Source organism: Streptomyces sp. NPDC048018 (assembly GCF_043202995.1).
In the GTDB taxonomy this organism is placed as follows: Bacteria; Actinomycetota; Actinomycetes; order Streptomycetales; family Streptomycetaceae; genus Streptomyces.
Genome location: NZ_JBIDBK010000007.1, coordinates 103,062 through 125,153, shown reverse-complemented (window position 1 = coordinate 125,153; position 22,092 = coordinate 103,062). Strand labels below are relative to the sequence as shown.

General features: G+C 72.4%; 16 protein-coding genes and 1 riboswitch. Of the genes, 6 read left to right on the top strand and 10 right to left on the bottom strand.

The genetic code is table 11. From position 1 onward, the window contains the following. Nucleotides 1-25: 25 nt before the first annotated feature. Nucleotides 26-2,911, bottom strand: a complete 2,886-nt coding sequence (locus ACGF1Z_RS26370; protein ID WP_393008056.1) for a GNAT family N-acetyltransferase — start codon at nucleotides 2,909-2,911, stop codon at nucleotides 26-28. A gap of 176 nt (nucleotides 2,912-3,087) precedes the next feature. On the opposite strand from ACGF1Z_RS26370, the gene ACGF1Z_RS26365 reads away from it, so the two are divergent. Further along, nucleotides 3,088-3,369 carry an HPr family phosphocarrier protein gene (locus ACGF1Z_RS26365; RefSeq protein ID WP_046910823.1) on the top strand — a complete coding sequence of 94 codons (282 nt, stop codon included), beginning with the start codon at nucleotides 3,088-3,090 and terminating at the stop codon, nucleotides 3,367-3,369. Nucleotides 3,370-3,565: 196 nt separating this feature from the next. Here ACGF1Z_RS26365 and ACGF1Z_RS26360 read toward each other — a convergent pair whose 3' ends face one another. The 4 genes from ACGF1Z_RS26360 to ACGF1Z_RS26345 form a co-directional block, all read right to left on the bottom strand. Beyond that, a complete protein-coding gene (locus ACGF1Z_RS26360; RefSeq protein ID WP_393008053.1) occupies nucleotides 3,566-4,249 on the bottom strand; it encodes a GntR family transcriptional regulator in 684 nt (227 codons plus the stop codon). Nucleotides 4,250-4,407: 158 nt separating this feature from the next. After that, a complete protein-coding gene (locus tag ACGF1Z_RS26355; protein ID WP_393008051.1) occupies nucleotides 4,408-5,178 on the bottom strand; it encodes a M23 family metallopeptidase in 771 nt (256 codons plus the stop codon). Between the two features lie 12 nt (nucleotides 5,179-5,190). After that, a riboswitch (cyclic di-AMP (ydaO/yuaA leader) is annotated at nucleotides 5,191-5,356 on the bottom strand. Nucleotides 5,357-5,559: 203 nt separating this feature from the next. After that, on the bottom strand, nucleotides 5,560-6,927 hold the full coding sequence (locus ACGF1Z_RS26350) for a M16 family metallopeptidase (RefSeq protein ID WP_393008474.1): 1,368 nt from the start codon (nucleotides 6,925-6,927) through the stop codon (nucleotides 5,560-5,562). A 26-nt stretch (nucleotides 6,928-6,953) separates the two neighbouring features. Continuing rightward, nucleotides 6,954-8,303, bottom strand: a complete 1,350-nt coding sequence (locus ACGF1Z_RS26345; RefSeq protein ID WP_376628647.1) for a M16 family metallopeptidase — start codon at nucleotides 8,301-8,303, stop codon at nucleotides 6,954-6,956. 181 nt (nucleotides 8,304-8,484) lie between these two features. Here ACGF1Z_RS26345 and ACGF1Z_RS26340 point away from each other — a divergent pair, with 181 nt between their 5' ends. After that, nucleotides 8,485-10,941, top strand: a complete 2,457-nt coding sequence (locus tag ACGF1Z_RS26340; protein ID WP_393008049.1) for a DNA topoisomerase (ATP-hydrolyzing) subunit A — start codon at nucleotides 8,485-8,487, stop codon at nucleotides 10,939-10,941. Between the two features lie 93 nt (nucleotides 10,942-11,034). On the opposite strand, the gene ACGF1Z_RS26335 is transcribed toward ACGF1Z_RS26340, so the two are convergent. Next, the gene (locus tag ACGF1Z_RS26335; protein ID WP_393008047.1) at nucleotides 11,035-11,694 is read right to left on the bottom strand and encodes a TetR/AcrR family transcriptional regulator C-terminal domain-containing protein; all 660 of its coding nucleotides are present in this window, start codon (nucleotides 11,692-11,694) and stop codon (nucleotides 11,035-11,037) included. 92 nt (nucleotides 11,695-11,786) lie between these two features. On the opposite strand from ACGF1Z_RS26335, the gene ACGF1Z_RS26330 reads away from it, so the two are divergent. Continuing rightward, nucleotides 11,787-13,238 (top strand): FAD-dependent monooxygenase, encoded by a 1,452-nt coding sequence (locus tag ACGF1Z_RS26330; protein WP_393008045.1) that lies wholly within the window; start codon nucleotides 11,787-11,789, stop codon nucleotides 13,236-13,238. Between the two features lie 47 nt (nucleotides 13,239-13,285). Here the strand turns inward: ACGF1Z_RS26330 and ACGF1Z_RS26325 are convergent, their stop codons facing one another. After that, on the bottom strand, nucleotides 13,286-14,347 hold the full coding sequence (locus ACGF1Z_RS26325) for a CobW family GTP-binding protein (RefSeq protein ID WP_393008043.1): 1,062 nt from the start codon (nucleotides 14,345-14,347) through the stop codon (nucleotides 13,286-13,288). A gap of 213 nt (nucleotides 14,348-14,560) precedes the next feature. Here ACGF1Z_RS26325 and ACGF1Z_RS26320 point away from each other — a divergent pair, with 213 nt between their 5' ends. Continuing rightward, nucleotides 14,561-16,240 (top strand): ATP-binding protein, encoded by a 1,680-nt coding sequence (locus tag ACGF1Z_RS26320; RefSeq protein WP_393008041.1) that lies wholly within the window; start codon nucleotides 14,561-14,563, stop codon nucleotides 16,238-16,240. Beyond that, nucleotides 16,237-16,956 carry a response regulator gene (locus tag ACGF1Z_RS26315; RefSeq protein WP_393008039.1) on the top strand — a complete coding sequence of 240 codons (720 nt, stop codon included), beginning with the start codon at nucleotides 16,237-16,239 and terminating at the stop codon, nucleotides 16,954-16,956. Before ACGF1Z_RS26320 ends, ACGF1Z_RS26315 begins: the two co-directional genes overlap by 4 nt. 6 nt (nucleotides 16,957-16,962) lie before the next feature. Here the strand turns inward: ACGF1Z_RS26315 and ACGF1Z_RS26310 are convergent, their stop codons facing one another. The 3 genes from ACGF1Z_RS26310 to ACGF1Z_RS26300 all read right to left on the bottom strand — a co-directional run bounded on the left by ACGF1Z_RS26310 (nucleotide 16,963) and on the right by ACGF1Z_RS26300 (nucleotide 21,334). Beyond that, nucleotides 16,963-18,555, bottom strand: a complete 1,593-nt coding sequence (locus ACGF1Z_RS26310; protein ID WP_393008037.1) for a cation acetate symporter — start codon at nucleotides 18,553-18,555, stop codon at nucleotides 16,963-16,965. Next, a complete protein-coding gene (locus ACGF1Z_RS26305) occupies nucleotides 18,552-19,031 on the bottom strand; it encodes a DUF485 domain-containing protein (RefSeq protein ID WP_393008035.1) in 480 nt (159 codons plus the stop codon). The genes ACGF1Z_RS26310 and ACGF1Z_RS26305 overlap by 4 nt, the downstream gene beginning before the upstream one ends. Before the next feature lie 185 nt (nucleotides 19,032-19,216). Then, nucleotides 19,217-21,334: a type IIA DNA topoisomerase subunit B gene (locus ACGF1Z_RS26300; RefSeq protein WP_393008033.1), complete on the bottom strand. Its 2,118-nt coding sequence runs from the start codon at nucleotides 21,332-21,334 to the stop codon at nucleotides 19,217-19,219. A 430-nt stretch (nucleotides 21,335-21,764) separates the two neighbouring features. Here ACGF1Z_RS26300 and ACGF1Z_RS26295 point away from each other — a divergent pair, with 430 nt between their 5' ends. Continuing rightward, the gene (locus ACGF1Z_RS26295) at nucleotides 21,765-21,995 is read left to right on the top strand and encodes a hypothetical protein (RefSeq protein ID WP_365340701.1); all 231 of its coding nucleotides are present in this window, start codon (nucleotides 21,765-21,767) and stop codon (nucleotides 21,993-21,995) included. The last annotated feature ends 97 nt before the right edge of the window (nucleotides 21,996-22,092 follow it).

Genomic DNA, 22,092 nt, shown 5'->3' with positions numbered 1-22,092 from the left:
TCGGCTCGGTCATCTCACGGTCTCCCTAGTAGCTCGGCAGACGGCGCGGGCCGAGGTCGGTGCGGGGCGGCGGCGGCGCGAGGCGGACGGTGGCGCCGAGGACGGAGAGGCCGCGGGGGGCGACGACGACGGGTTCGAGGGAGATGGCGACGACCTCGGGGTGGTCGTCGACGAGCCGGGAGACGCGCAGCAGGAGTTCCTCCAGGGCGGGCGTGTCGACGGGGGCCGAGCCGCGCCAGCCGAAGAGGAGGGGTGCGGTGCGGATGGAGCGGACCAGCTCGGCGGCGTCCCGGTCGGTGGCCGGAACGAGCCGGTGGGACATGTCGCCGAGGAGTTCGGAGGCCGCGCCGGCGAGACCGAAGGAGAGGACGGCGCCGACGGCGGGGTCGATGGCGGAGCGGACGACCGTGTCGACGCCGCGGGGCACCATCGCCTGGACGACCGGCTGGAGCTCCTCGGGCTTGCCGAGGGTCTCGGTGAGCTCGCCGTACGCGGTGCGCAGCTGCTCCTCGGTGGCCAGGTCGAGCCGGACGCCGCCGAGGTCGGGGCGGTGGCGCAGGTGGGGTGCCGTGGTCTTGAGGGCGACGGGGAAGCCGAGGCGGGCGGCGGCGCGGACGGCGTCGTCGGGGGTGGGCGCCGGCAGGGTGGGCAGCACCTCGATGCCGTACCGGCCGAGCAGGTGCAGCGTGGCGTCGGGGCCGAGGGTGACGCCCCGCGGGTCGGCCTGCGGCTCGCCGAGGCTGCGCTCGATGAGGGCGGCGGCGCCGGTCTCGTCGATGCGGTCGAACTCGGGCACGCGTCCGGGGTCGGCGGCGGCCTGGCGGCGCCACTGGGCGTAGCGGACGGATTCGGCGAGGGCCCGGACGGCGCGCTCGGCGGCGGGGTAGGCGGGGATGGGCCCGGGTGCGGGGGCCTGCGCCGGAGCGGGCTCGGCCGCCGTGTCCGGCTGCGTCGGCGGCCCGTCCGTCGTCGGGGCCGCGCCACCCGCCGGGGCGGGGGCGACGGGGGCGGTGCGGCCGGCGGGGCGGGTGCGGGTGGCGACGGAGAGGGCCTCGGCGAGGGCGCCCATCTCGACGTGGACGACGACGACCGGCTTGGCCGGGCCGGGGGCGGCGGCCACGGCGGAGCGGAGGGCCGCGGCGAGGACCTGGCCGTCGCCGGACTCGGTGGCGCCGTTCTCGCCGACCCAGGGGATGGCGGTGACGACGACGGCGTCACAGGCGTCGTCGGCGAGGGCCGCGGTGAGCGCGGCGCGGAAGTCGGCGGGGGTGGCCCCGGTGGTCAGGTCGAGGGGCCGGAGCGGGCGCAGACCCTCGGTGAGGCAGGCGTCGTAGGTGAGCAGGCCGAGGGATTCGGAGTTGCCGAGGATGGCGACGCGGGGGCCGGCGGGCAGGGGCTGGTCGGCGAGGAGGACACCCGCGTCGACGAGTTCGGTGACGGTGTCGACGCGGATGACGCCCGCCTGCCGCAGCAGGGCGGAGACGGTGGCGTGCGGGATGCGGGTGACCGGGACCCGGTGGCCGGACGGGGCGCTGCCGCTGTGCCGGGCGCCCTTGACGACCACGACGGGTTTGAGCGCGGCGGTCCGGCGGGCCAGCCGCGTGAACTTCCGGGGGTTGCCGATCGACTCCAGGTAGAGGAGGACGACGTCGGTGGCGGGGTCGTCGTACCAGTGCTGGAGGAGGTCGTTGCCGGAGACGTCGGCGCGGTTGCCCGCGGAGAGGAAGGCGGACAGGCCGGCACCGCGCCGGTGCAGTCCGGCGAGCAGGGCGATGCCGATGGCGCCGGACTGGGTGAAGAGCCCGATCCGTCCTGCGGCCGGCATCTGGGGGGCGAGGGAGGCGTTCAGCCGGACGGACTCGGCCGTATTGATGATCCCGAAGGCGTTCGGCCCGATGATCCGCATGCCGTACGAGCGGGCCTGGCGCACCAGCGCGCGCTGGCGTTCGCGGCCCTCGGCGCCGCTCTCGGCGTATCCGGCGGAGAGGACGACGAGCCCGCGGACCCCGTGCTCGCCGCAGTCGGCGACGGCCTCGGGGACGCGCTCGGCGGGGACGGCGACGACGGCGAGGTCGACGGGCTCGCCGATGGAGGCGACGGAGCGGACGGCGGGAACGCCCTCCAGCTGGTGCGGGCCCTCCCCCAGGGCGGCGTTCACGGCGTGGACGCGGCCGGTGTAGCCGGAGTCGAGCAGATTGCGGAGTACGGTCCTGCCGACGCCTCCGGGGGCGCGGCCGACGCCGATCACGGCGACGGAGCCGGGGGTGAGGAGACGCTGCACCGAGCGGGCCTCGGCGCGCTGTTCGCGGGCACGCTGGACGGCGAGCGAGCGGTCGGTGGGTTCGAGGTCGAGGTGGAGACGGACGGATCCGTCCTCGAAGCTGCGCTTCTGGGTGTAGCCGGCGTCCGTGAAGACCTTGATCATCTTCGTGTTGGCGGGCAGCACCTCGGCGGCGAACCGCCGGATTCCGCGCTCCCGGGCGACGGCCGCGATGTGTTCGAGGAGGGCGGAGGCGACGCCGCGGCCCTGGTGGGCGTCCTGGACGAGGAAGGCGACCTCGGCCTCGTCGGCGGGGGCGGAGGCCGGGCGCCCCAGTTCGTTGATGCGGTCGTAGCGGACGGTGGCGATGAACTCGCCGCCCACGGTCGCCGCGAGCCCCACCCGGTCCACGAAGTCGTGGTGGGTGAAGCGGTGGACGTCCTTGGCGGACAGGCGCGGGTAGGGGGCGAAGAAGCGGTAGTACTTCGACTCGTCCGAGACCTGCTCGTAGAAGCTGACCAGCCGTTCGGCGTCGTCGGCGGTGATGGGCCGGATGCGCGCGGTGCCGCCGTCGCGGAGGACGACGTCCGCCTCCCAGTGGTCGGGGTACGCGTGCTCCGACTGCTCCGACTGCTCCGACGCGCTCTGCATGGGCCAAGCCTACGGCCGGGGTACGACGGTGGCACCGGTCGCGCGCCGGTTGCCCTCCGTGCAAGGTAAGGAGGACCGAAGGGCCCTCCCGCACCGGGGTCGGAGGTCGGTAGGAGCACGTCGCCACCCGTGAGAGACTGGTCTAGACAACCGCTGAAAGTTGAAGGGCAACCACCATGGCTGAGCGCCGCGTCAACGTCGGCTGGGCCGAGGGCCTGCACGCCCGCCCCGCCTCCATCTTCGTCCGTGCCGCCACGGCCGCCGGCGTCCCCGTGACGATCGCCAAGGCCGACGGCAACCCGGTCAACGCCGCGTCGATGCTCGCGGTGCTCGGCCTGGGCGCCCAGGGCGGCGAGGAGATCGTGCTCGCCTCGGACGCCGATGGCGCCGAGGCCGCGCTCGACCGCCTGGCGAAGCTGGTGGCCGAGGGTCTCGAGGAGCTCCCCGAGACCGTCTGAGCCGTCTCCTCCCCGACGACGGATCGCACGGAAGCCGCAGCTCCGGAATTCCGGAGGTGCGGCTTCTTTTTCGTCTCTTCCCGACGGGTCGAACAATGCGGGCAGCCGGAGGACCGGCACGGCACGCCGCCGGAGAATTCAGGCGCCGTGCATTACGCCGAGGAATTCCCTCACTCCTTTGTATACGGCGCCCGTGTTAATTTCGGGGGCCCGCCATGTTGACGACGTGTTGCGAAAGCCTCACACGGGGCCGGTCCGCCTGTTTCAGCCGGTGCAGCGCCGCCGCGTGCTCCCCGTGCAGCGCGGTCAGGTTCCGGGCCCGCTCGGCGTCCCCGCGCGCGACCGCGTCCACGATCGCGCCGTGCTCGGCCCAGGCCTCCACGGGCCGCTCCGAGGGCTCGACCGCGTACATCCAGGCGATCTTGTGGCGCAGCTGGGTGAGCAGCGCCGTGAGCGGCGGACTGCCCGAGGCCTGCGCCAGCGTCTCGTGGAACCAGCCGCCGAGCGAGGCCAGGTCCTCGCCCCGGCCCCGCCTGGCCCGCTCCTGCCCCAGCCTGACCAGGCCGCGCAGCACCTTGAGGTGGGCCTCGGTACGCCGTTGCGCGGCCCGGGCGGCGCCCAGGGGTTCCAGCAGGGAGCGCATGTCGAGCAGGTCGGCGGCCTCCTGCGCGGTGGGCTCGGCGACATGGGCGCCGGCGTGCCGGCGGCTGACCACGAAGCCCTCGGACTCCAGGGTGCGCAGCGCCTCGCGGACCGGGACACGGGAGACGCCGTAACGGCGGGCGAGCTGTTCCTCGGTCAGTCTGGCTCCCCGCGCGTACACCCCGGAGACGATGTCGTCCCGGATCGCCGTGCATACCGAGTGCGCGGGAATGCGCATGTCCGACCTCCGCTTTTGTCCGCGCGAATCCAGATCGAGCGGCGCCTGTCCGGCGACTCTATTGCAGGACGCCGGAATTTCCGATGCCGCCCGATGGAAAGGGACGCAAAAAAGCCCCGGCTCGCTGCGAGCCGGGGCTTTTGCGCGGGAGGCGACCGTCAGACGTCCACGCCGCGGGAGCGGAGGTAGCTGAGCGGGTTGATGTCCGTGCCGTAGTCGGCGCCGGTGCGGGCCTCGAAGTGGAGGTGCGGGCCGGTGGAGTTGCCGGAGGAGCCGGAGATGCCGATCCGCTCGCCCGGGGTGACCTTCTGGCCGACGGAGACCTGGATCGCGGAGAGGTGCCCGTACTGCGTGTACGTGCCGTCGTTCATCCGGATCACGATGTTGTTGCCGTACGCGCCGCCCCAGCCGGCCTCGACGACGGTGCCGGAGCCGACGGAGACGACCGTGGTGCCGTAGGCGGCGTGGAAGTCGATGCCGGTGTGGCTGCCGGAGGACCAGAGCGAGCCGCCGGTCTTGTAGCCGGTGCTCACGTAGGAGCCGGAGACGGGGAGCTGGAAGGACGCCAGGCGCTTGCGCTCGGCCTCGCGGGCGGCGCGCTCCTTGGCGGCCCGGATCTCCTTGGCGCGGGCCTCGGCCTTGCGCTTCGCCTCGGCGGCGGCCCTGGCGCGGGCGGCGGCCTCGTAGGCCTCCTTCTCCTGCGCGGCGGCCTGGGCGTCGACCCGCTGGGCGAGGGACTCCTCGGTGATCACCTGGGTGAGGCCGGTGTCCTCGACGGAGGGCTGCTCCGTGTCGGCGGCGAGCGCCGGGGAGGCGAGGGTGCCGATGACGCCTGCGGTGGCGATGGTCGCCACGCCGGCGACGCCCGCGCCACGGCGCGCCAGACGGCTCGGACCACGATGCTTCCCGGTGGCACGGGTGAACGCCATGTAGTGGCTGATCCTTTCCTTCCCTCTCGCCTACCGGGTTAGCTGACGGGTTCGGAGCAGGAAGGTCTCCTACGGGCCCCTCCGCGTGGCGCGAAGGCGTCCGATTCACCCCAGGGACTGCGTGTGGGTCCCCGGCTCCCCAGGCTCGCGCCTCAGGGGGACTCGGCGATGACTGTCCGTTGCCGCGGGTGCGGCGTCGTGCATGTGGCCGGACAGCCGGACCGACGCTAGGCCGATCTTCTGTCAATCACCAAACAGAGCCGCGTTTTTGTAAGGCATGCCACAGGTCATTCAGCAACAGCAACCATCAATACGGACAAAGGGGAGGACCCCGGCGAACCAGGTCGCCGGGGTCCTCCTCCGTGCGTGACGGCGGCTCAGTCAGCCGGTGACGACCCTCACTTCACCGATGCCCAGGGCGCGCACCGGCTCCTCGATCTGCGAAGCGTCCCCGACCAGGACGGTGACGAGGCGGTCCACCGGGAAGGCGTTGACCACCGCGGCGGTCGCCTCCACGGTGCCCGTCTCGGCGAGACGCGCGTACAACTGCGCCTGGAAGTCGTCCGGGAGGTGCTGCTCGACCTGGTCGGCCAGGGTGCCCGCGACGGAGGCGGCCGTCTCGTACTTGAGCGGGGCGACGCCCACGAGGTTCTGCACGGCGACGTCGCGCTCGGCGTCCGTCAGGCCCTCGGCGGCGAGCGTGCGCAGCACCTTCCACAGGTCGCCAAGTGCCGGACCGGTGTTGGGGGTGTCGACGGAGCCGCTGATGGCGAGCATCGAGGCGCCGTGGCCCTCGCCGTCGGAGCGCAGCACCTGGCCGAAGGCACGCACCCCGTAGGTGTAGCCCTTCTCCTCGCGCAGGACGCGGTCCAGACGGGAGGTGAGGGTGCCGCCGAGGCAGTACGTGCCGAGCACCTGGGCCGGCCACACACGGTCGTGCCGGTCGGCGCCGACGCGGCCGATGAGCAGCTGCGTCTGGACGGCACCCGGGCGGTCCACGATGACGACCCGGCCGGTGTCGTCGGCGGTGATGGGCGGCATCGGGCGCGGCGCCGCCGGGGCACCCGTCCAGCCGCCCAGGGTCTCGTCGAGCACCTTGTCGAGCTCGACGCCGGTGAGGTCGCCGACGACCACGGCGGTGGCCGCGGCCGGCCGTACGTGCGCGTCGTAGAAGGCGCGGACGGCGGCGGCGTCGATCGCCTCGACGGTCTCCTCGGTGCCCTGGCGCGGCCGGGACATGCGCGCGGCGGCGGGGAACAGCTCCTTGGAGAGCTGCTTGGCGGCCCGGCGGGCCGGGTTGGCCGACTCGTGCGGGATCTCGTCGAGCCGGTTGCGCACCAGGCGCTCGATCTCGGACTCGGCGAACGCCGGGGCGATCAGGGCCTCGGAGAGCAGGGCGAGCGCCTTGGGCAGCCGGGAGACCGGGACCTCCAGGGAGACCCGCACACCGGGGTGGTCGGCGTGCGCGTCGAGGGTGGCGCCGCAGCGCTCCAGCTCGGCCGCGAACTCCTCGGCCGAGCGCTGGTCGGTGCCCTCGGACAGGGCCCGGGCCATGATCGTGGCGACGCCGTCGAGCCCCTCGGGCTCGGCGTCGAGCGGGGCGTCGACGAAGATCTCGACGGCGACCACCTGCTGGCCGGGACGGTGGCAGCGCAGCACGGTCAGACCGTTGTCGAGCGCGCCGCGCTCGGGGGCCGGGAAGGCCCACGGCCTGGCCGCGCCCGGCTGGGGCTGCGGGTGGAAGGTCATGCTCGTCAAAGACGCGGCAGCGTCGGTCACTGGTCCGCTCCCTCTTCCTCGTCGCTGTCGTCGGCGTTCTCGGTGCCCACCGGCTCGTAGACCAGGACGGCGCGGTTGTCGGGGCGCAGCCGGGCCTTGGCGACCTCCTGCACCTCCTCGGCGGTGACCTCCAGGACCCGGTTCACGGCGGTCAGGGCGAGCTGCGGGTCACCGAACAGCACCGCGTAGCGGCACAGTTCGTCGGCGCGGCCGGCGACCGTGCCGAGCCGGTCCAGCCATTCGCGCTCCAGCTGGGCCTGGGCACGCTCCATCTCCTCGGGCGTCGGGCCCTCGGCGGCGAACCGGGCCAGCTCCTCGTCGACGGCGGTCTCGATCTGCGGCACCTCGACGCCGCCGGAGGTCTTGACGTCCAGCCAGCCGAGCGAGGGGGCGCCGGCGAGCCGCAGCAGGCCGAAGCCGGCGGCCACGGCGGTGCGGTCGCGGCGGACCAGGCGGTTGTGCAGGCGGGAGGACTCGCCGCCGCCGAGGATGGTCAGGGCCAGGTCGGCCGCGTCGCACGCGCGCGTGCCGTCGTGCGGCAGACGGTAGGCGGCCATCAGCGCACGGGCCGGGACCTCCTCCTCGATCACCTCGCGCAGCTGCTCGCCGATGACCTCGGGGAGGTCGCCGGGGCGCGGCGCGGGCTTGCCGTCGTGGCCGGGGATGGAGCCGAAGTACTTCTCGACCCAGGCCAGCGTCTGCTCCGGGTCGATGTCGCCGACGACCGACAGCACCGCGTTGTTCGGCGCGTAGTACGTGCGGAAGAAGTTCCGCGCGTCCTCCAGGGTGGCGGCGTCCAGGTCGGCCATCGAACCGATCGGGGTGTGGTGGTACGGGTGGCCTTCGGGGTACGCGAGCGCGGTGAGGCGCTCGAACGCGGTGCCGTACGGCACGTTGTCGTAGCGCTGGCGGCGCTCGTTCTTGACGACGTCCCGCTGGTTCTCCATGGACTCGTCGTCAAGGGCCGCGAGCAGCGAGCCCATGCGGTCGGCCTCCAGCCAGAGCGCCAGCTCCAGCTGGTGCGTGGGCATGGTCTCGAAGTAGTTGGTGCGCTCGAAGCTCGTCGTGCCGTTGAGCGAGCCGCCGGCGCCCTGCACCAGCTCGAAGTGCCCGTTGCCGTGCACCTGCTTCGAGCCCTGGAACATCAGGTGCTCGAAGAGGTGGGCGAGCCCGGTGCGGCCCTGGACCTCGTGCCGCGAACCGACGTCGTACCAGAGGCAGACCGCGGCGACCGGGGTGAGGTGGTCCTCGGACAGCACCACGCGCAGGCCGTTGGCCAGCCGGTGCTCGGTCGCTGTCAGGCCGCCGGAGCCGGCCTCGGCCGTGGCCGTGTGACCCATGGGCATGTACGTCCCTTCGATCGCGATGTGGAAAAGTCCTGCCACTGTATGCAAGCGCGCCGACACCTGGCGAAGTTCCCGCCCGTTCGTGATGTCCCTCTTCCGGGTCGCGGTCGGCGTTGTCGGTGGCACGGTCCACAATGGTCCGCGTCAGATCAACCTTGTTGGTGAAGGAGCCGCAGCCGCGATGGCCCGCCGCAGCACGAAGACACCGCCGCCGGACGACGCGTTCGAGGAGCGAATCCTCGACATCGACGTCGTTGACGAGATGCAGGGCTCCTTCCTCGAGTACGCGTACTCGGTGATCTACTCGCGCGCCCTGCCCGACGCCCGCGACGGCATGAAGCCCGTGCAGCGCCGCATCGTCTACCAGATGAGCGAGATGGGTCTGCGGCCCGATCGCGGATTCGTGAAGTGCGCCCGCGTCGTGGGCGAGGTCATGGGCAAGCTGCACCCGCACGGCGACGCGTCGATCTACGACGCGATGGTCCGCATGGCACAGCCCTTCTCCATGCGCCTGCCGCTCGTCGACGGCCACGGCAACTTCGGCTCCCTGGGCAACGACGACCCGCCGGCCGCCATGCGGTACACGGAGTCGAGGATGGCCCCGGCCGCCCTGCTCATGACGGACTCCATCGACGAGGACACCGTCGACTTCACACCGAACTACGACGGCCAGGAGCAGGAGCCCGTCGCGCTCCCGGCGGCGTACCCGAACCTGCTGGTCAACGGCGCCTCCGGGATCGCGGTCGGCATGGCGACGAACATGCCCCCGCACAACCTGGGCGAGGTCATCGCGGCGGCCCGGCACCTCATCCGCCACCCGAACGCGGACCTGGAGGCGCTGATGCGCTTCGTGCCGGGGCCGGACCTGCCCACCGGCGGCCGGATCGTCGGCCTGTCCGGCATCAAGGACGCGTACGAGTCCGGCCGCGGCACGTTCAAGATCCGCGCGACGGCCACCGTGGAGAGCGTCACGGCCCGCCGCAAGGGCATCGTCGTCACCGAACTGCCCTTCACCGTCGGACCCGAGAAGGTCATCTCCAAGATCAAGGACCTGGTCGGGTCGAAGAAGCTCCAGGGCATCGCCGACGTCAAGGACCTCACCGACCGCAGCCACGGCCTGCGCCTGGTCATCGAGGTGAAGAACGGCTTCGTGCCGGAGGCCGTCCTGGAGCAGCTGTACAAGCTGACGCCCATGGAGGAGTCCTTCGGCATCAACAACGTGGCGCTGGTCGACGGCCAGCCGCTCACGCTGGGCCTCAAGGAGCTCCTGGAGGTCTACCTCGACCACCGCTTCGACGTCGTCCGGCGGCGCTCCGAGTACCGCCGCGCCAAGAAGCGCGACCGGCTCCACCTGGTCGAGGGCCTGCTCGTCGCGCTCCTCGACATCGACGAGGTCATCCGGCTGATCCGGGAGAGCGAGAACTCCGCGGAGGCCAAGGCGCGCCTGATCGAGCGCTTCTCGCTGAGCGAGATCCAGACGCAGTACATCCTGGACACCCCGCTGCGCCGGCTGACCAAGTTCGACCGGCTGGAGCTGGAGACCGAGCGCGACCGCCTCAACGGCGAGATCGACGAGCTGACCGGGATCCTGGAGTCCGACTCGGAGCTGCGCAAGCTGGTCTCGGCGGAGCTGGCGGCGGTGGCGAAGAAGTTCGCCACCGACCGGCGCACGGTCCTGCTGGAGTCGGCGGGCTCGCCGGTCGCGTCCGTGTCCCTGGAGGTCGCGGACGACCCGTGCCAGGTGCTGCTGTCCTCGACGGGTCTGCTGGCCCGGACGGCGACCGCGGAGCTCCCGGCGGCCGAGGAGGGCAAGCGGACCCGGCACGACGTGATCGTCTCGGCGGTCGCGGCGACCCAGCGCGGTGACGTCGGTGTGGTCACGTCGGCCGGCCGTCTGCTGCGTCTCGCGGTGATCGACCTGCCGCAGCTCCCCGACACCGCGAACGCCCCCAACCTGGCGGGCGGCGCGCAGCTCTCGGAGTTCGTCTCCCTGGAGGCGGGCGAGACCGTGGTGTGCCTGACCACCCTCGACGAGGCCTCGCCGGGTCTGGCGCTCGGCACCCTGCAGGGCGTCGTCAAGCGCGTGGTGCCGGACTACCCGGCGAACAAGGACGAGCTGGAGGTCATCACCCTCAGGGACGGTGACCGGATCGTCGGCGCGACCGAGCTGCGGACGGGTGAGGAGGACCTGGTCTTCATCACCTCCGACGCCCAACTGCTGCGGTTCCAGGCCTCCCAGGTGCGGCCGCAGGGCCGGCCGGCCGGCGGCATGGCGGGCATCAAGCTGACCGCCGGCGCCGAGGTCATCTCGTTCACCGCGGTGGATCCGGCGGCGGAGGCCGTGGTGTTCACGGTCGCCGGCGCGACCGGCACGCTGGACGCCTCGGCCGGCACGTCCGCCAAGCTGACGCCGTTCGACCAGTACCCGCGCAAGGGCCGGGCGACCGGCGGTGTGCGCTGCCAGCGCTTCCTGAAGGGCGAGGACGTCCTGATCCTTGCCTGGGCGGGTGCCTCCCCGGCCCGTGCCGCGCAGAAGAACGGCACTCCGGCCGAGCTTCCCGAGCTGGACCCGCGCCGTGACGGATCGGGCACGCCGCTGGGGAACCCGGTGGACGTGCTGGCCGGCCCGGCGAGCTAGCCGGCCCGGGGTCGCGTCCCGTACGCCCCCTGTCCCGCGCGACGGCGCGGGGCGGGGGGCGTCGTCGTGTCAGGCGCGGGGCGCGTAGGCCGGTCAGGCGCGGGGGGCGTAGGTCGCCTCGATGCCGGCGACGATCAGGCGGAGCCCCTCCTCGAAGCGGCCGTCGCAGTCCGCGAAGATCTCCGCCCCGGCGGCCGCCGCGAGCGGAAACGCGGCGAGGCGTTCCGCTCGCTCGCCGACGTCGAAGCCCTCCCGGGGCTGCCCGGGCAGCGGCTCGGTGCCCTGTTCCTCCGTGACGAAGCCGAGCGTGTACATGTAGGCGGTGGTGCTCGCCCGGACCGCGTCACGCAGCGAGAAGCCGGCGTCGACGAGCGCGCCGAGCTGCTCCTCCATGTCGGCGGCGTGGTCGGTGCCGGTGAACCGGGCGCCGCTGTAGACCTTGGCGCCGTCGCGGTAGCGCAGCAGCCCTGCGCGCAGGCCGCGGTTGGAGGCGAGGATCCGCTCCTGCCAGCTCCCGTCGCCGGGCGGCCGGGCCGCGGGGTCGGCGACCATCTGCCGGTACATCACGGTCGCCATCTCGTCGAGCAGCGCCTGCTTGTTCTTGAAGTGCCAGTAGAGCGCGGGCGCCTGGACGTCAAGCTCCTGGGCGATGGCACGCAGGGTCAGTCCGTCGAGCCCCCGCTCGTTCAGCAGGCGCAGGGCGGTCTCCGCCACTGTCTCGGGTTGCAGCCGGGTCGTCTTCTTGGTCGCCACCCCGCCACGTTATCCCCTTGACAGCTTAACGACGTTAAGGGGATGCTCTCCGTGTCGGAACTTAACGGCGTTAAGGGCTCGGAGGAGCGGTCATGGACACGGACGTCGTCATCGTCGGAGCGGGACCCACCGGACTGGTGCTCGCCATCGATCTCGCCCGCCGCGGGGTGCGCGCGGTGCTCGTCGAGAAAGGGGAGGCACTCTTTCCCGGCTCGCGCGGCAAAGGGCTCCAGCCGCGCAGCCTGGAGGTCCTCGACGACCTCGGCGTGCTGCCCGCGATCCTGGCGGCGAGCGCGCTCTACCCGCGAATGCTGGGCTGGGAGGGCGCCGAGCGCCTCACCGAGTGGGACATGATCAAGCGCGCGGAGCCGACCGAACAGGTCCCGTACGCGAACACCCTGCTCATCCCGCAGTCCCGCACCCAGGAGCTGCTGTACGAGCGGCTGACCGAGCTCGGCGGCGGCATCCGGTTCGGCACCGCCCTCACCGGGCTCCGCCAGTGCGAGGACGGCGTGGAGGCGGACCTCTCCACCGGCGAGACCCTGCGGGCCGCCTATCTGGTGGCGGCCGACGGCGGGCGCTCCACGATCCGCAGGACGCTCGGCATCGGCATGACGGGCGAGACCGTCGACCCCCGGCCGATGCTCGTCGCGGACGTCCGGCTCTCCCCCGACACGATCGTCGACCGCGGCAACTGGCACCTCTGGCCCAAGGCGCCGGGCGGCGCCGTGGCGCTGTGCCCCCTGCCCGGAGGCGACCGCTTCCAGCTCATCGCCGCTTCCGAGGACGAGCAGGCGGCCGTGGACACCTCGCCCGAAGCGGTGCGCGCGCTGCTCGCCGCCCGCACCCCGCTCGCCGAGGCCGACGTCGTCGAGGTGTCGTGGGCCTCGGACTTCCGGGCGCGGGCCGCGATGGCGGACCGCTTCCGCGCCGGGCGGGTCTTCCTCGCGGGCGACGCGGCCCATGTGCACTCCCCGGCCGGCGGGCAGGGTCTCAACACGAGCGTGCAGGACGCCTACAACCTGGGCTGGAAGCTCGGCCAAGTGCTGCGGCACAGCGCCCCGGCCACCCTGCTCGACTCCTACGAGGCCGAGCGGATGCCCGTCGCCGCCGATGTCCTCGGCCTCAGCACCCGCATCCACCGGGCGAACTCGGACGGCAAGGGCGCCCAGCGCGGCGAGGAGGTCCAGCAGCTCGTGCTGGGCTACCGGGACTCGGCCCTCGCCGTGGAGACCCGCGCCGGACTCCCCGAGGACGCCCTGCGCGCGGGCGACCGTGCCCCGGACGGACCGTGCGGCGAAGGCCGTCTGTTCGACCTCTTCCGCGGACCGCACTTCACCCTGGTCGCGGTCGGCGTCCCGCTCCCGGCATCGGCACCGGGGAGGGTGCGGGCGGCCCGGCTCGCCGCGTACGAGGCGTACGGCAGGGGGCTGTTCCTGATCCGGCCGGACGGCTACGTGGGCTGGGCCGGCGAGACCACGCACGGCCTCGACGCCTACTTCGCGGCCGTGGGCGCCACGGACCCGGCATGGGCCGCCGGCTGAGGGCGGCCCCCGGGCCCTTCCCGGGGCAGGTACGGCGCCTGCGCCGCCTACCCGGCCGACGCCTCGCCCGGCTCGTCGTCGGCCTGCCGCACGTACCGCAGGACGCCCCACATGCTGTGCTCGTCCGGCACGTCCTGCGGGCCTTCGAGCTCGCAGCCGGCGAGCCCCTTGCGGAGCGCCGCCGCGTCGACGCCGGCGCCGATGAGGACGAGCTGCGTCAGGCGCTCCTCGCCGGCGGGCCAGGGCTCGGGGTAGAAGCGCAGGAAGCGGCCGACCGCGTGGACGGTGTAGCGGTTGGCCGGGTCGGCGGCGCCGAAGTCCACGAACCCCTTGATCCGGTAGAGGCCCTCGGGGCGGGAGTCCAGGAAGGCCATCAGCCGACGCGGATGCACCGGGGTCGCGGACGCGAGCGAGACCGTCTCGTAGGCGGCGTGCGGGTGGGCGTGCTCGTCGTCCCCGGAGCCGTAGAGGATGTCCTCGATCGACATCTGACCGGCGATCTCGTCCTCGGGCACGACCCGGTCGAAGAGCAGCTCCGGGTCGATCCGCCCGTGCGCGGCCTCGACCACCGCTGCCCGCGGGGCCAGCCCGGTGACCGTCTCCCGCACCGTGCGGAGCGCGTCCGGCGTCACGCGGTCGGCCTTGTTCACCACGACGAGATCGGCGACGGCGAGATGGCGGTCGGTCTCCGGGTGACGGTCGCGGGTGGCGGCGAACTCGGCCGCGTCCACCACCTCGACCAGGCCGCCGTAGACGATCCGCTCGTTGTCGCTGGCCAGGACCATCCGGACGAGTTCCTGCGGCTCCGCGAGACCACTGGCCTCGATCACGATCACGTCCAGCCCGACCTCGGGACGGGTCAGCACCTCCAGGTACTCGTCGAGCTCGCTCGCGTCCACCGCACAGCACAGACAGCCGTTGCCGAGGGAGACGGTGGAGCCGACCTGTCCTGCCACGGTCATGGCGTCGATGCCGATGTCCCCGAAGTCGTTGACCATGACCCCGATCCGCGTTCCGCGCGCGCTGCGCAGCAGATGGTTGAGCAGGGTGGTCTTCCCCGCCCCGAGAAACCCGGCCAGGACGACGACGGGGATCTGCTGGGTGGTCAAGGGTCAAGCCTCCGGGCCGTGGGTGGGTGCGTGGGTGCCCGCGGTCGGTCCCTCGACCGCGAAGGCCCCAGGATAGGCAGGCGGCGGCCGGTACTCCGGCATCGGCGGTCCCGGCAGAGCGGGGGCGGCACTTCCGGTCGGGCGGGGGCGCCAGTACGGCCGGGCGCAGGCGGCATTTCCGGTCGGCGTCCCCTCACCCGTACCGTTTCCGCCATGAGCCCCGCATCGAGCCCCTCCGCGCGGCCGCCCGTCCGCCGGCGCCGGTTCGGGTGGCCGCGGCGGGTGTTCTCGCAGGTCCTGCTGATGCAGCTGGCCATCGCGACCGGGGTGACGGTGCTCGCGACCGGCCTGTTCCTGGCCCCGCTCAGTGCCCAGCTCGACGACCAGGCCATGCGCCGCGCCCTCGCCGTCGCCCAGACCACGGCCTCCCCGCAGGTCGCCGCCGAGGTGGCGACCACCCGGCCGTCCGCCCGGGGGCCCGTGCAGGCGGAGGCGGAACGCATCCGGCGCTCGACCGGCGCCGAGTACGTGGTCGTGATGGACACCCATGGGGTCCGCTGGTCGCACACCGACCCCGCGCGGATCGGCGAGGTGGTGTCCACCGACCCGAGCGGCGTGCTCGCCGGCCACGAGGTCATGGAGATCGACAGCGGCACCCTCGGGCGCTCGGCCCGGGGCAAGGCGCCGCTGCGGGACTCCCGGGGCGAGATCGTCGGCGCTGTCTCCGTGGGCATCGAGTACGACAGCGTCCGCGACCGGCTCGTGGCCGCCATCCCCGGCCTCCTCCGCTACGCGGGCGGGGCTCTGGCGGCGGGCGCGCTGGCCGCGTATCTGATCTCCCGACGGCTCCAGCGACAGACCCACGACCTGGCGTTCTCCGACATCTCGGCGCTGCTCGCCGAACGCGAGGCGATGCTGCACGGCATCCGCGAGGGCGTCGTGGCCCTCGACCCGACCGGCCGGATCCGCCTGCTGAACGACGAGGCGCAGCGGCTGCTCGGTCTCGGTCCCGAGGCCGCCGGGCGCCCGTTGGAGGAGGTCCTGGGCACGGGCCGCACGGCCGATGTGCTCGCGGGCCGGGCCACCGGCGAGGACCTGGTCACCGTGCGCGGCAGCCGGGTGCTCGTCGCCAACCGGATGCCCACGGACGACGGCGGTGCCGTCGCCACCCTCCGCGACCGGACCGAGCTGGAGCGGCTCGGCCGCGAGCTGGACTCGACGCGGGGCCTGATCGACGCGCTGCGCGCCCAGGACCACGAGCACGCCAACCGGATGCACACAATGCTCGGACTGCTCGAACTGGAGATGTACGACGAGGCGGCCGACTTCGTCACCGAGGTGATCGGCGTGCACCGCGCCACGGCCGAGCAGGTCACCGAGAAGGTCCACGACCCGCTGCTCGCCGCGCTCCTCGTCGGCAAGGCCGCCGTCGCCGCCGAGCGGGGCGTCTCGTTGCACATCGCCCCGGACACGCTCCTCCCGGACCGGCTCGTCGACCCCCGCGAGCTGGTCACCGTCGTCGGCAATCTCGTCGACAACGCCCTGGACGCCGCCTCCGGCAACCGCCACGCACGCGTGGAGGTGGAGCTGCGGGCCGAGGGGCGGACGGTCGTGCTGCGGGTCGGGGACAGCGGCACCGGTGTGCCCGAGGAGCGGCGCGAGCTGATCTTCGCCGAGGGCTGGACCACCAAGGAGCCGCCGGTGCACGGCAAGCGCGGGCTCGGCCTCCCTCTGGTGCGCCGGCTCGCGGAGCGCCGGGGCGGCGGCGCCCGGGTCGGCACGAGCGCCGACGGGGGCGCCGAGTTCACCGTGGTCCTGCCGGAGGCACTGGCCGACACCGTTCCCGGCGCCGACGTGCCGCCGGTGCCCGCACCCGCAGGAGAGGAACGATGAGCGGGGAGGCGGTGGGGATCGGCGTCCTCGTCGTCGACGACGACCGGCGCGTGGCGCGGATCAACGCCGCCTACGTGGCCAAGGTGCCCGGCTTCCGGGTGGTCGGCGTGGCGCACTCGGCGGCCGAGGCACTGGACCGCAGCGCCGAACTCGCCGCGTCCGACATCCCGGTGGACCTGATCCTGCTCGACCACTACCTTCCGGACGGCAACGGTCTCGCCGTCGTGCGCGAGCTGCGCGCCCTCGGCCGCCCGTGCGACGTGATCATGGTGACCGCCGCCCGCGACGTGGCGACCGTCCAGGCGGCGATGCGCCAGGGAGCCCTGCAGTACCTGGTGAAGCCGTTCAGCTTCGCCGGCTTGCGCGCCAAGCTGGAGGCCTACGCGGCGCTGCGGAAGACCCTGGACGGTGGCGGTGAGGCCGAACAGGCCGAGGTGGACCGGATCTTCGCCCAGCTCTCGGCGGGCGCGGTCGAGCCCGAGCTGCCGAAGGGCCACTCCCCCACGACGGCCGAGCTGGTACGCCAGGTGCTGCTCGCGGCGGACGGTCCGCTGTCGGCGCAGGAGATCGCCGAGCGGGCCGGGGTGAGCCGGCAGACCGCCCAGCGCTATCTCAAGCTCCTGGAGCGGACCGGACGGGTGCGGCTCTCCCTGAAGTACGGCGAGACAGGCAGACCGGAGCACCGGTACGTCTGGGCCGCCTCGGCGGCCCGCTGAGCGCCCTCAGACCGCCCCGGCGCCGGTGAGCGCCCGGACCTCCGTCTCGGCGTGCCGGGCCTCGTCCGGCGGCTCGGCCGAGGTGACGGTGCCGATCCAGCCCGCGAGGAAGCCGAGCGGGATGGAGACCACACCCGGGTTCTGCAGCGGGAAGACCTGGAAATCGACCCCGGGGAAGAGCGACTCGGGGCTGCCCGAGACGACCGGCGAGACCAGCACGAGCAGCATCGCCGGGATCAGCCCGCCGTACACCGACCAGACGGCGCCACGGGTGGTGAACCTGCGCCAGAACAGCGAGTAGAGGAGGACGGGGAGGTTCGCGGAGGCGGCGACGGCGAAGGCGAGGCCCACGAGGAAGGCCACGTTGAGGTCGCGGGCGAGCAGCCCCAGCCCGATGGCGGCGACCCCGATCCCGGCCGCGGCGAACCGGGCGACGGTCACTTCGCTGACCTGCCGGGCCTGCCGACGGCGGAGCGAGGCGTAGAGGTCGTGCGCGACGGACGCGGAGGAGGCGAGCGTGATGCCGGCGACGACGGCCAGGATGGTGGCGAAGGCGACGGCGGCGACGACCGCGAAGAGCACCGTGCCGCCGGTGGAACCCGCACCGCCCCCGAGGTCCAGGGCCAGCAGCGGTACGGCGGTGTTGCCCGCGGCGTTGGAGGCACGGACGGTGTCGGGCCCGACCAGGGCCGCGGCGCCGAAGCCGAGCACGATCGTCATCAGGTAGAAGCTGCCGATGAGACCGATGGACCAGACGACGGAACGGCGGGCGGCGCGCGCCGTGGGCACGGTGTAGAAGCGGGACAGGATGTGCGGGAGTCCGGCGGTGCCGAGGACGAGGGCGATCCCGAGGCTGACGAAGTCGAGGCGCGCGGACCAGTCACCGCCGTAGCGCAGTCCGGGGGCGAGGAAGTCCCGGCCGTGACCACTGCGTTCGGCGGCGGTGGTGAGGAGCTGGTCGAAGTCGCCGTGGAAGCGCAGCAGGACGAGCACGGTGAGGGTGATCGTGCCGGCCATGAGCAGCACGGCCTTGACGATCTGGATCCAGGTGGTGGCCCGCATGCCGCCGAGCGACACGTAGACGACCATGAGCGCCCCGACCCCGATCACCGTCCAGGAGCGGGCGGCGTCGCTGGTCCCGCCGAGCAGGAGGGCCACGAGGCTTCCGGCGCCGACCATCTGGGCCACCAGGTACAGCACGGAGACGGTGACCGAGGACGTCCCCGCCGCGATCCGGACCGGGCGCTCGGCCATGCGGGAGGCGACGACGTCGGCGAGGGTGAACCGGCCGCAGTTGCGCACGAGTTCGGCGACGAGCAGGAGCACGACCAGCCAGGCGACCAGGAAGCCGACCGAGTAGAGCATGCCGTCGTAGCCGAACAGCGCGATGAGGCCGGAGATGCCGAGGAAGGAGGCGGCGGACATGTAGTCGCCGGCGATGGCGAAGCCGTTCTCCATCGGCGAGAAGAGCCGACCGCCCGCGTAGAACTCCTCGGCCGAGCCCCGCCGGTTGCGGCCGACCCATGTGGTGATTCCCAGGGTGACCGCGATGAAGACGCTGAACAGCAGCAGCGCGAGGGTCTGGTGGTCTCCGCTCACGGCCGCGCTCCCCGGGTCATCTCCTGGGTGTCCCAGCGCAGTTCGAGGGCCGCGCGGTCCCGGCGCAGCCGGGCGTGCCGGGCATAGGCCCAGGTCAGCAGGAAGGTCGTGGCGAACTGGGCGAGCCCGGCGACCATGGCGACGTTGACCGCTCCGGCGACGGGGCGGGCCATGAGGCCGGGGGCGGCGGTCGCGGCGACGACGTACGCCAGGTACCAGAGGAGGAATGCGGCGGCGGCCGGGAAGGCGAACCGGCGGTAGCGGCCCCGCACCTCCTGGAAGGCCGGGCTGCGCTGGACCTCCAGGTAGATGTCGGCCGCCGTCGGGGCGCTCTGCTGCCGGGGCAGGGCGCCGCGCACCGCCCCGGCGCCCTCGGGTCCGACCCCGTCGTGCTCGCCCCAGCCGGCGGCCAGCTCCTCGTACCAGGGATCGTCGATCCGCACCGCTGCGGGGTCGCGCCCTTCCTGATTGTCCACCCGTGAACTCTCCTTGTCAGCGAACCGTTTCGGCCGCGTGTACAAGGATGGACAGAGCGGGAAGATCCCGGACTCTTCTCCCGCCCCTCTTCACCCCATTGTGTGACTTCACCCCTGACATGCCTGACCGGCCCGTCCGACAGTCGTATCGGGCGGGCCGGTCGGGGCTGACGGGTCGGTATCCGTCAGGCGTCGATGCGCGAGCGGTCGAGGGTCGCCGCGGAGCTGGTGATGAACTCCTTGCGGGGTGCCACGTCGTTGCCCATGAGGAGGTCGAAGACCTGCTCGGCCGCCTCCAGGTCACCGATGTTGATCCGGCGCAGGGTGCGGTGCCGCGGGTCCATGGTGGTCTCCGCCAGCTGGTCGGCGTCCATCTCACCGAGGCCCTTGTAGCGCTGGATGGAGTCCTTGTAGCGGACCCCCTTGCGCTGGAACTCGAGCAGGGTCTGGCGCAGCTCTGTGTCCGAGTACGTGTAGACGTACTTGTCCTGGCCCTTCTTGGGCTGGACCAGCTCGATGCGGTGCAGCGGCGGCACGGCGGCGAAGACGCGTCCCTGCTCGACCATGGGGCGCATGTAGCGCTGGAACAGGGTCAGCAGCAGGGTGCGGATGTGGGAGCCGTCGACGTCGGCGTCGGTCATCATGATGACCTTTCCGTACCGGGCGGCGTCGATGTCGAAGGTGCGGCCCGAGCCCGCTCCTATGACCTGGATGATCGCTCCGCACTCGGCGTTCTTGAGCATGTCCGAGACGGAGGACTTCTGGACGTTGAGGATCTTGCCGCGGATCGGCAGCAGGGCCTGGAACTCGCTGTTGCGCGCGAGCTTGGCTGTGCCGAGCGCGGAGTCTCCCTCGACGATGAAGAGCTCGCTGCGCTCGACGTCGTCACTGCGGCAGTCGGCGAGCTTGGCGGGCAGCGAGGAGGACTCCAGGGCGGTCTTCCTGCGCTGCGCCTCCTTGTGCTGGCGGGCCGCGATCCGGGTACGGGCGGCGGCGACGGCCTTCTCCAGGACGGCGCGGGCCTGGGCCTTGGCGTCGCGCTTGGTGGAGGTCAGGAACGCCTTGAGCTCCCTGCTCACCACGGTGGCGACGATCCGGCGGGCCGCCGAGGTGCCGAGCACCTCCTTGGTCTGGCCCTCGAACTGCGGCTCGGCGAGACGCACGGTGACGACGGCGGTCAGGCCCTCCAGGGCGTCGTCCTTGACGATGTCGTCCTCGGCGACGCGCAGCAGCTTGCTGGAGCGCAGCACCTCGTTGACCGTCTTGGTGATCGCCTGCTCGAAGCCCGAGACGTGGGTGCCGCCCTTGGGCGTGGCGATGATGTTGACGAAGGACCGGACGGTGGCGTCGTAGCCGGTGCCCCAGCGCAGGGCGACGTCGACGCCGAGCTCGCGGGTGACCTCGGTCGGGGTCATGTGGCCACGGTCGTCGAGGACCGGGACGGTCTCCTTGAAGGTGCCCTGGCCGGTGAGGCGCAGCACGTCGCAGACGGCCTTGTCCTGGGCGAGGAACTCGCAGAACTCACTGATGCCGCCGTCGAAGCGGAACGTCTCCTCGCTCTTGCCGATCCCCTCCAGGTCGCGCTCGTCGCGGACGACGAGGGTGAGGCCGGGGACGAGGAAGGCGGTCTGCCGGGCGCGCTGGTGCAGCGTCTCCAGGGAGAGCTTGGCGTCCTTGAGGAAGATCTGGCGGTCCGCCCAGTAGCGGATGCGGGTGCCGGTGCGGGTCTTGGGGACGCGCTTGCCCTTCCGCAGGCCGCCGGCCGGGTCGAAGGGGCTGTCGGGGCCCTGCTCGGTGAAGATGCCGGGGACGCCGCGGCGGAAGCTGACCGCGTGTGTGGCGCCGTTCCGGTCGACCTCGACGTCGAGACGGGCCGAGAGCGCGTTGACCACGGAGGCGCCCACACCGTGCAGACCGCCGGAGGCGGCGTACGAGCCGCCGCCGAACTTGCCGCCGGCGTGGAGCTTGGTCATGACGACCTCGACGCCGGAGAGGCCGGTCTTCGGCTCGACGTCGACGGGGATGCCGCGGCCGTTGTCCCGGACCTCGACCGAGCCGTCGTCGTGGAGGACGACGTCGATGTGGTCGCAGTAGCCCCCGAGGGCCTCGTCGACGGAGTTGTCGATGATCTCCCAGAGGCAGTGCATCAGGCCGCGGCTGTCGGTGGACCCGATGTACATACCGGGGCGTTTGCGGACGGCTTCGAGCCCCTCGAGGACGAGCAGGTGCCGCGCGGTGTAGTTGGATCCGTCACGGTCTGCGGTCAGCAGCGCACTGGACGGCACGGACTTCTCGGCGGTCACGCGGTTCGCTCCTCGCTGAATTTGAAATCTGGCCCGGTGGGGTAAGGCCCGGCGTCGGTCACCGGTCAGAGGGTACCGATGCCTGGTAGAGCCGTTGTCACGCCACCCTCCTGATTCCTCATGCTAGTCCAGGGTCGTATAGATGTTCGATCCCTCGATGGGGTGACGCGAACATCACGTTCCCTTCCGCGCATGAACCATTTAGGGTTCGGGCACGTCCTCATGAACAACCGGCAACCCGCCGGAGGGACGCAACCACACACAGCAATGCGAAACCCGTAGAGCGAAGCAATACGGCTCATTCGCCGCCAACCGGCAGCAGACAGCCACCTGGAAGAAGTTTCGAGGAAAAGCCACGAGCGGGAACGTTTTCGGCCTGGTTGGATGTTGACCCTGGTACGACAGCTCGTCGAGCTAGAGAAGAGGCGACGTGACTACTGTTCTGACCCCCGCGAGCCCCCTGACGGCCGCTGACCGCTGCGACCGCTGCGGCGCCCAGGCTTACCTGCGTGTCGTCCTTGTCAGCGGCGGTGACTTGCTCTTCTGTGCCCACCACGGGCGCAAGTTCGAGCCGGAACTCAAGAAGATCGCCGCAGAGATACAGGACGAGACCGACCGGCTCACCGACGTGCCTGCGCGCACCATGGGCGACGAGCACTGACGCCTCGCATCCACGACGAGCGACGTGCCGGTCGCTGAGACCGGCCCACGGGCGGCCACTCCCGCAGTCCAAGGGGGGTGGCTGCCCGTTCTCGTAC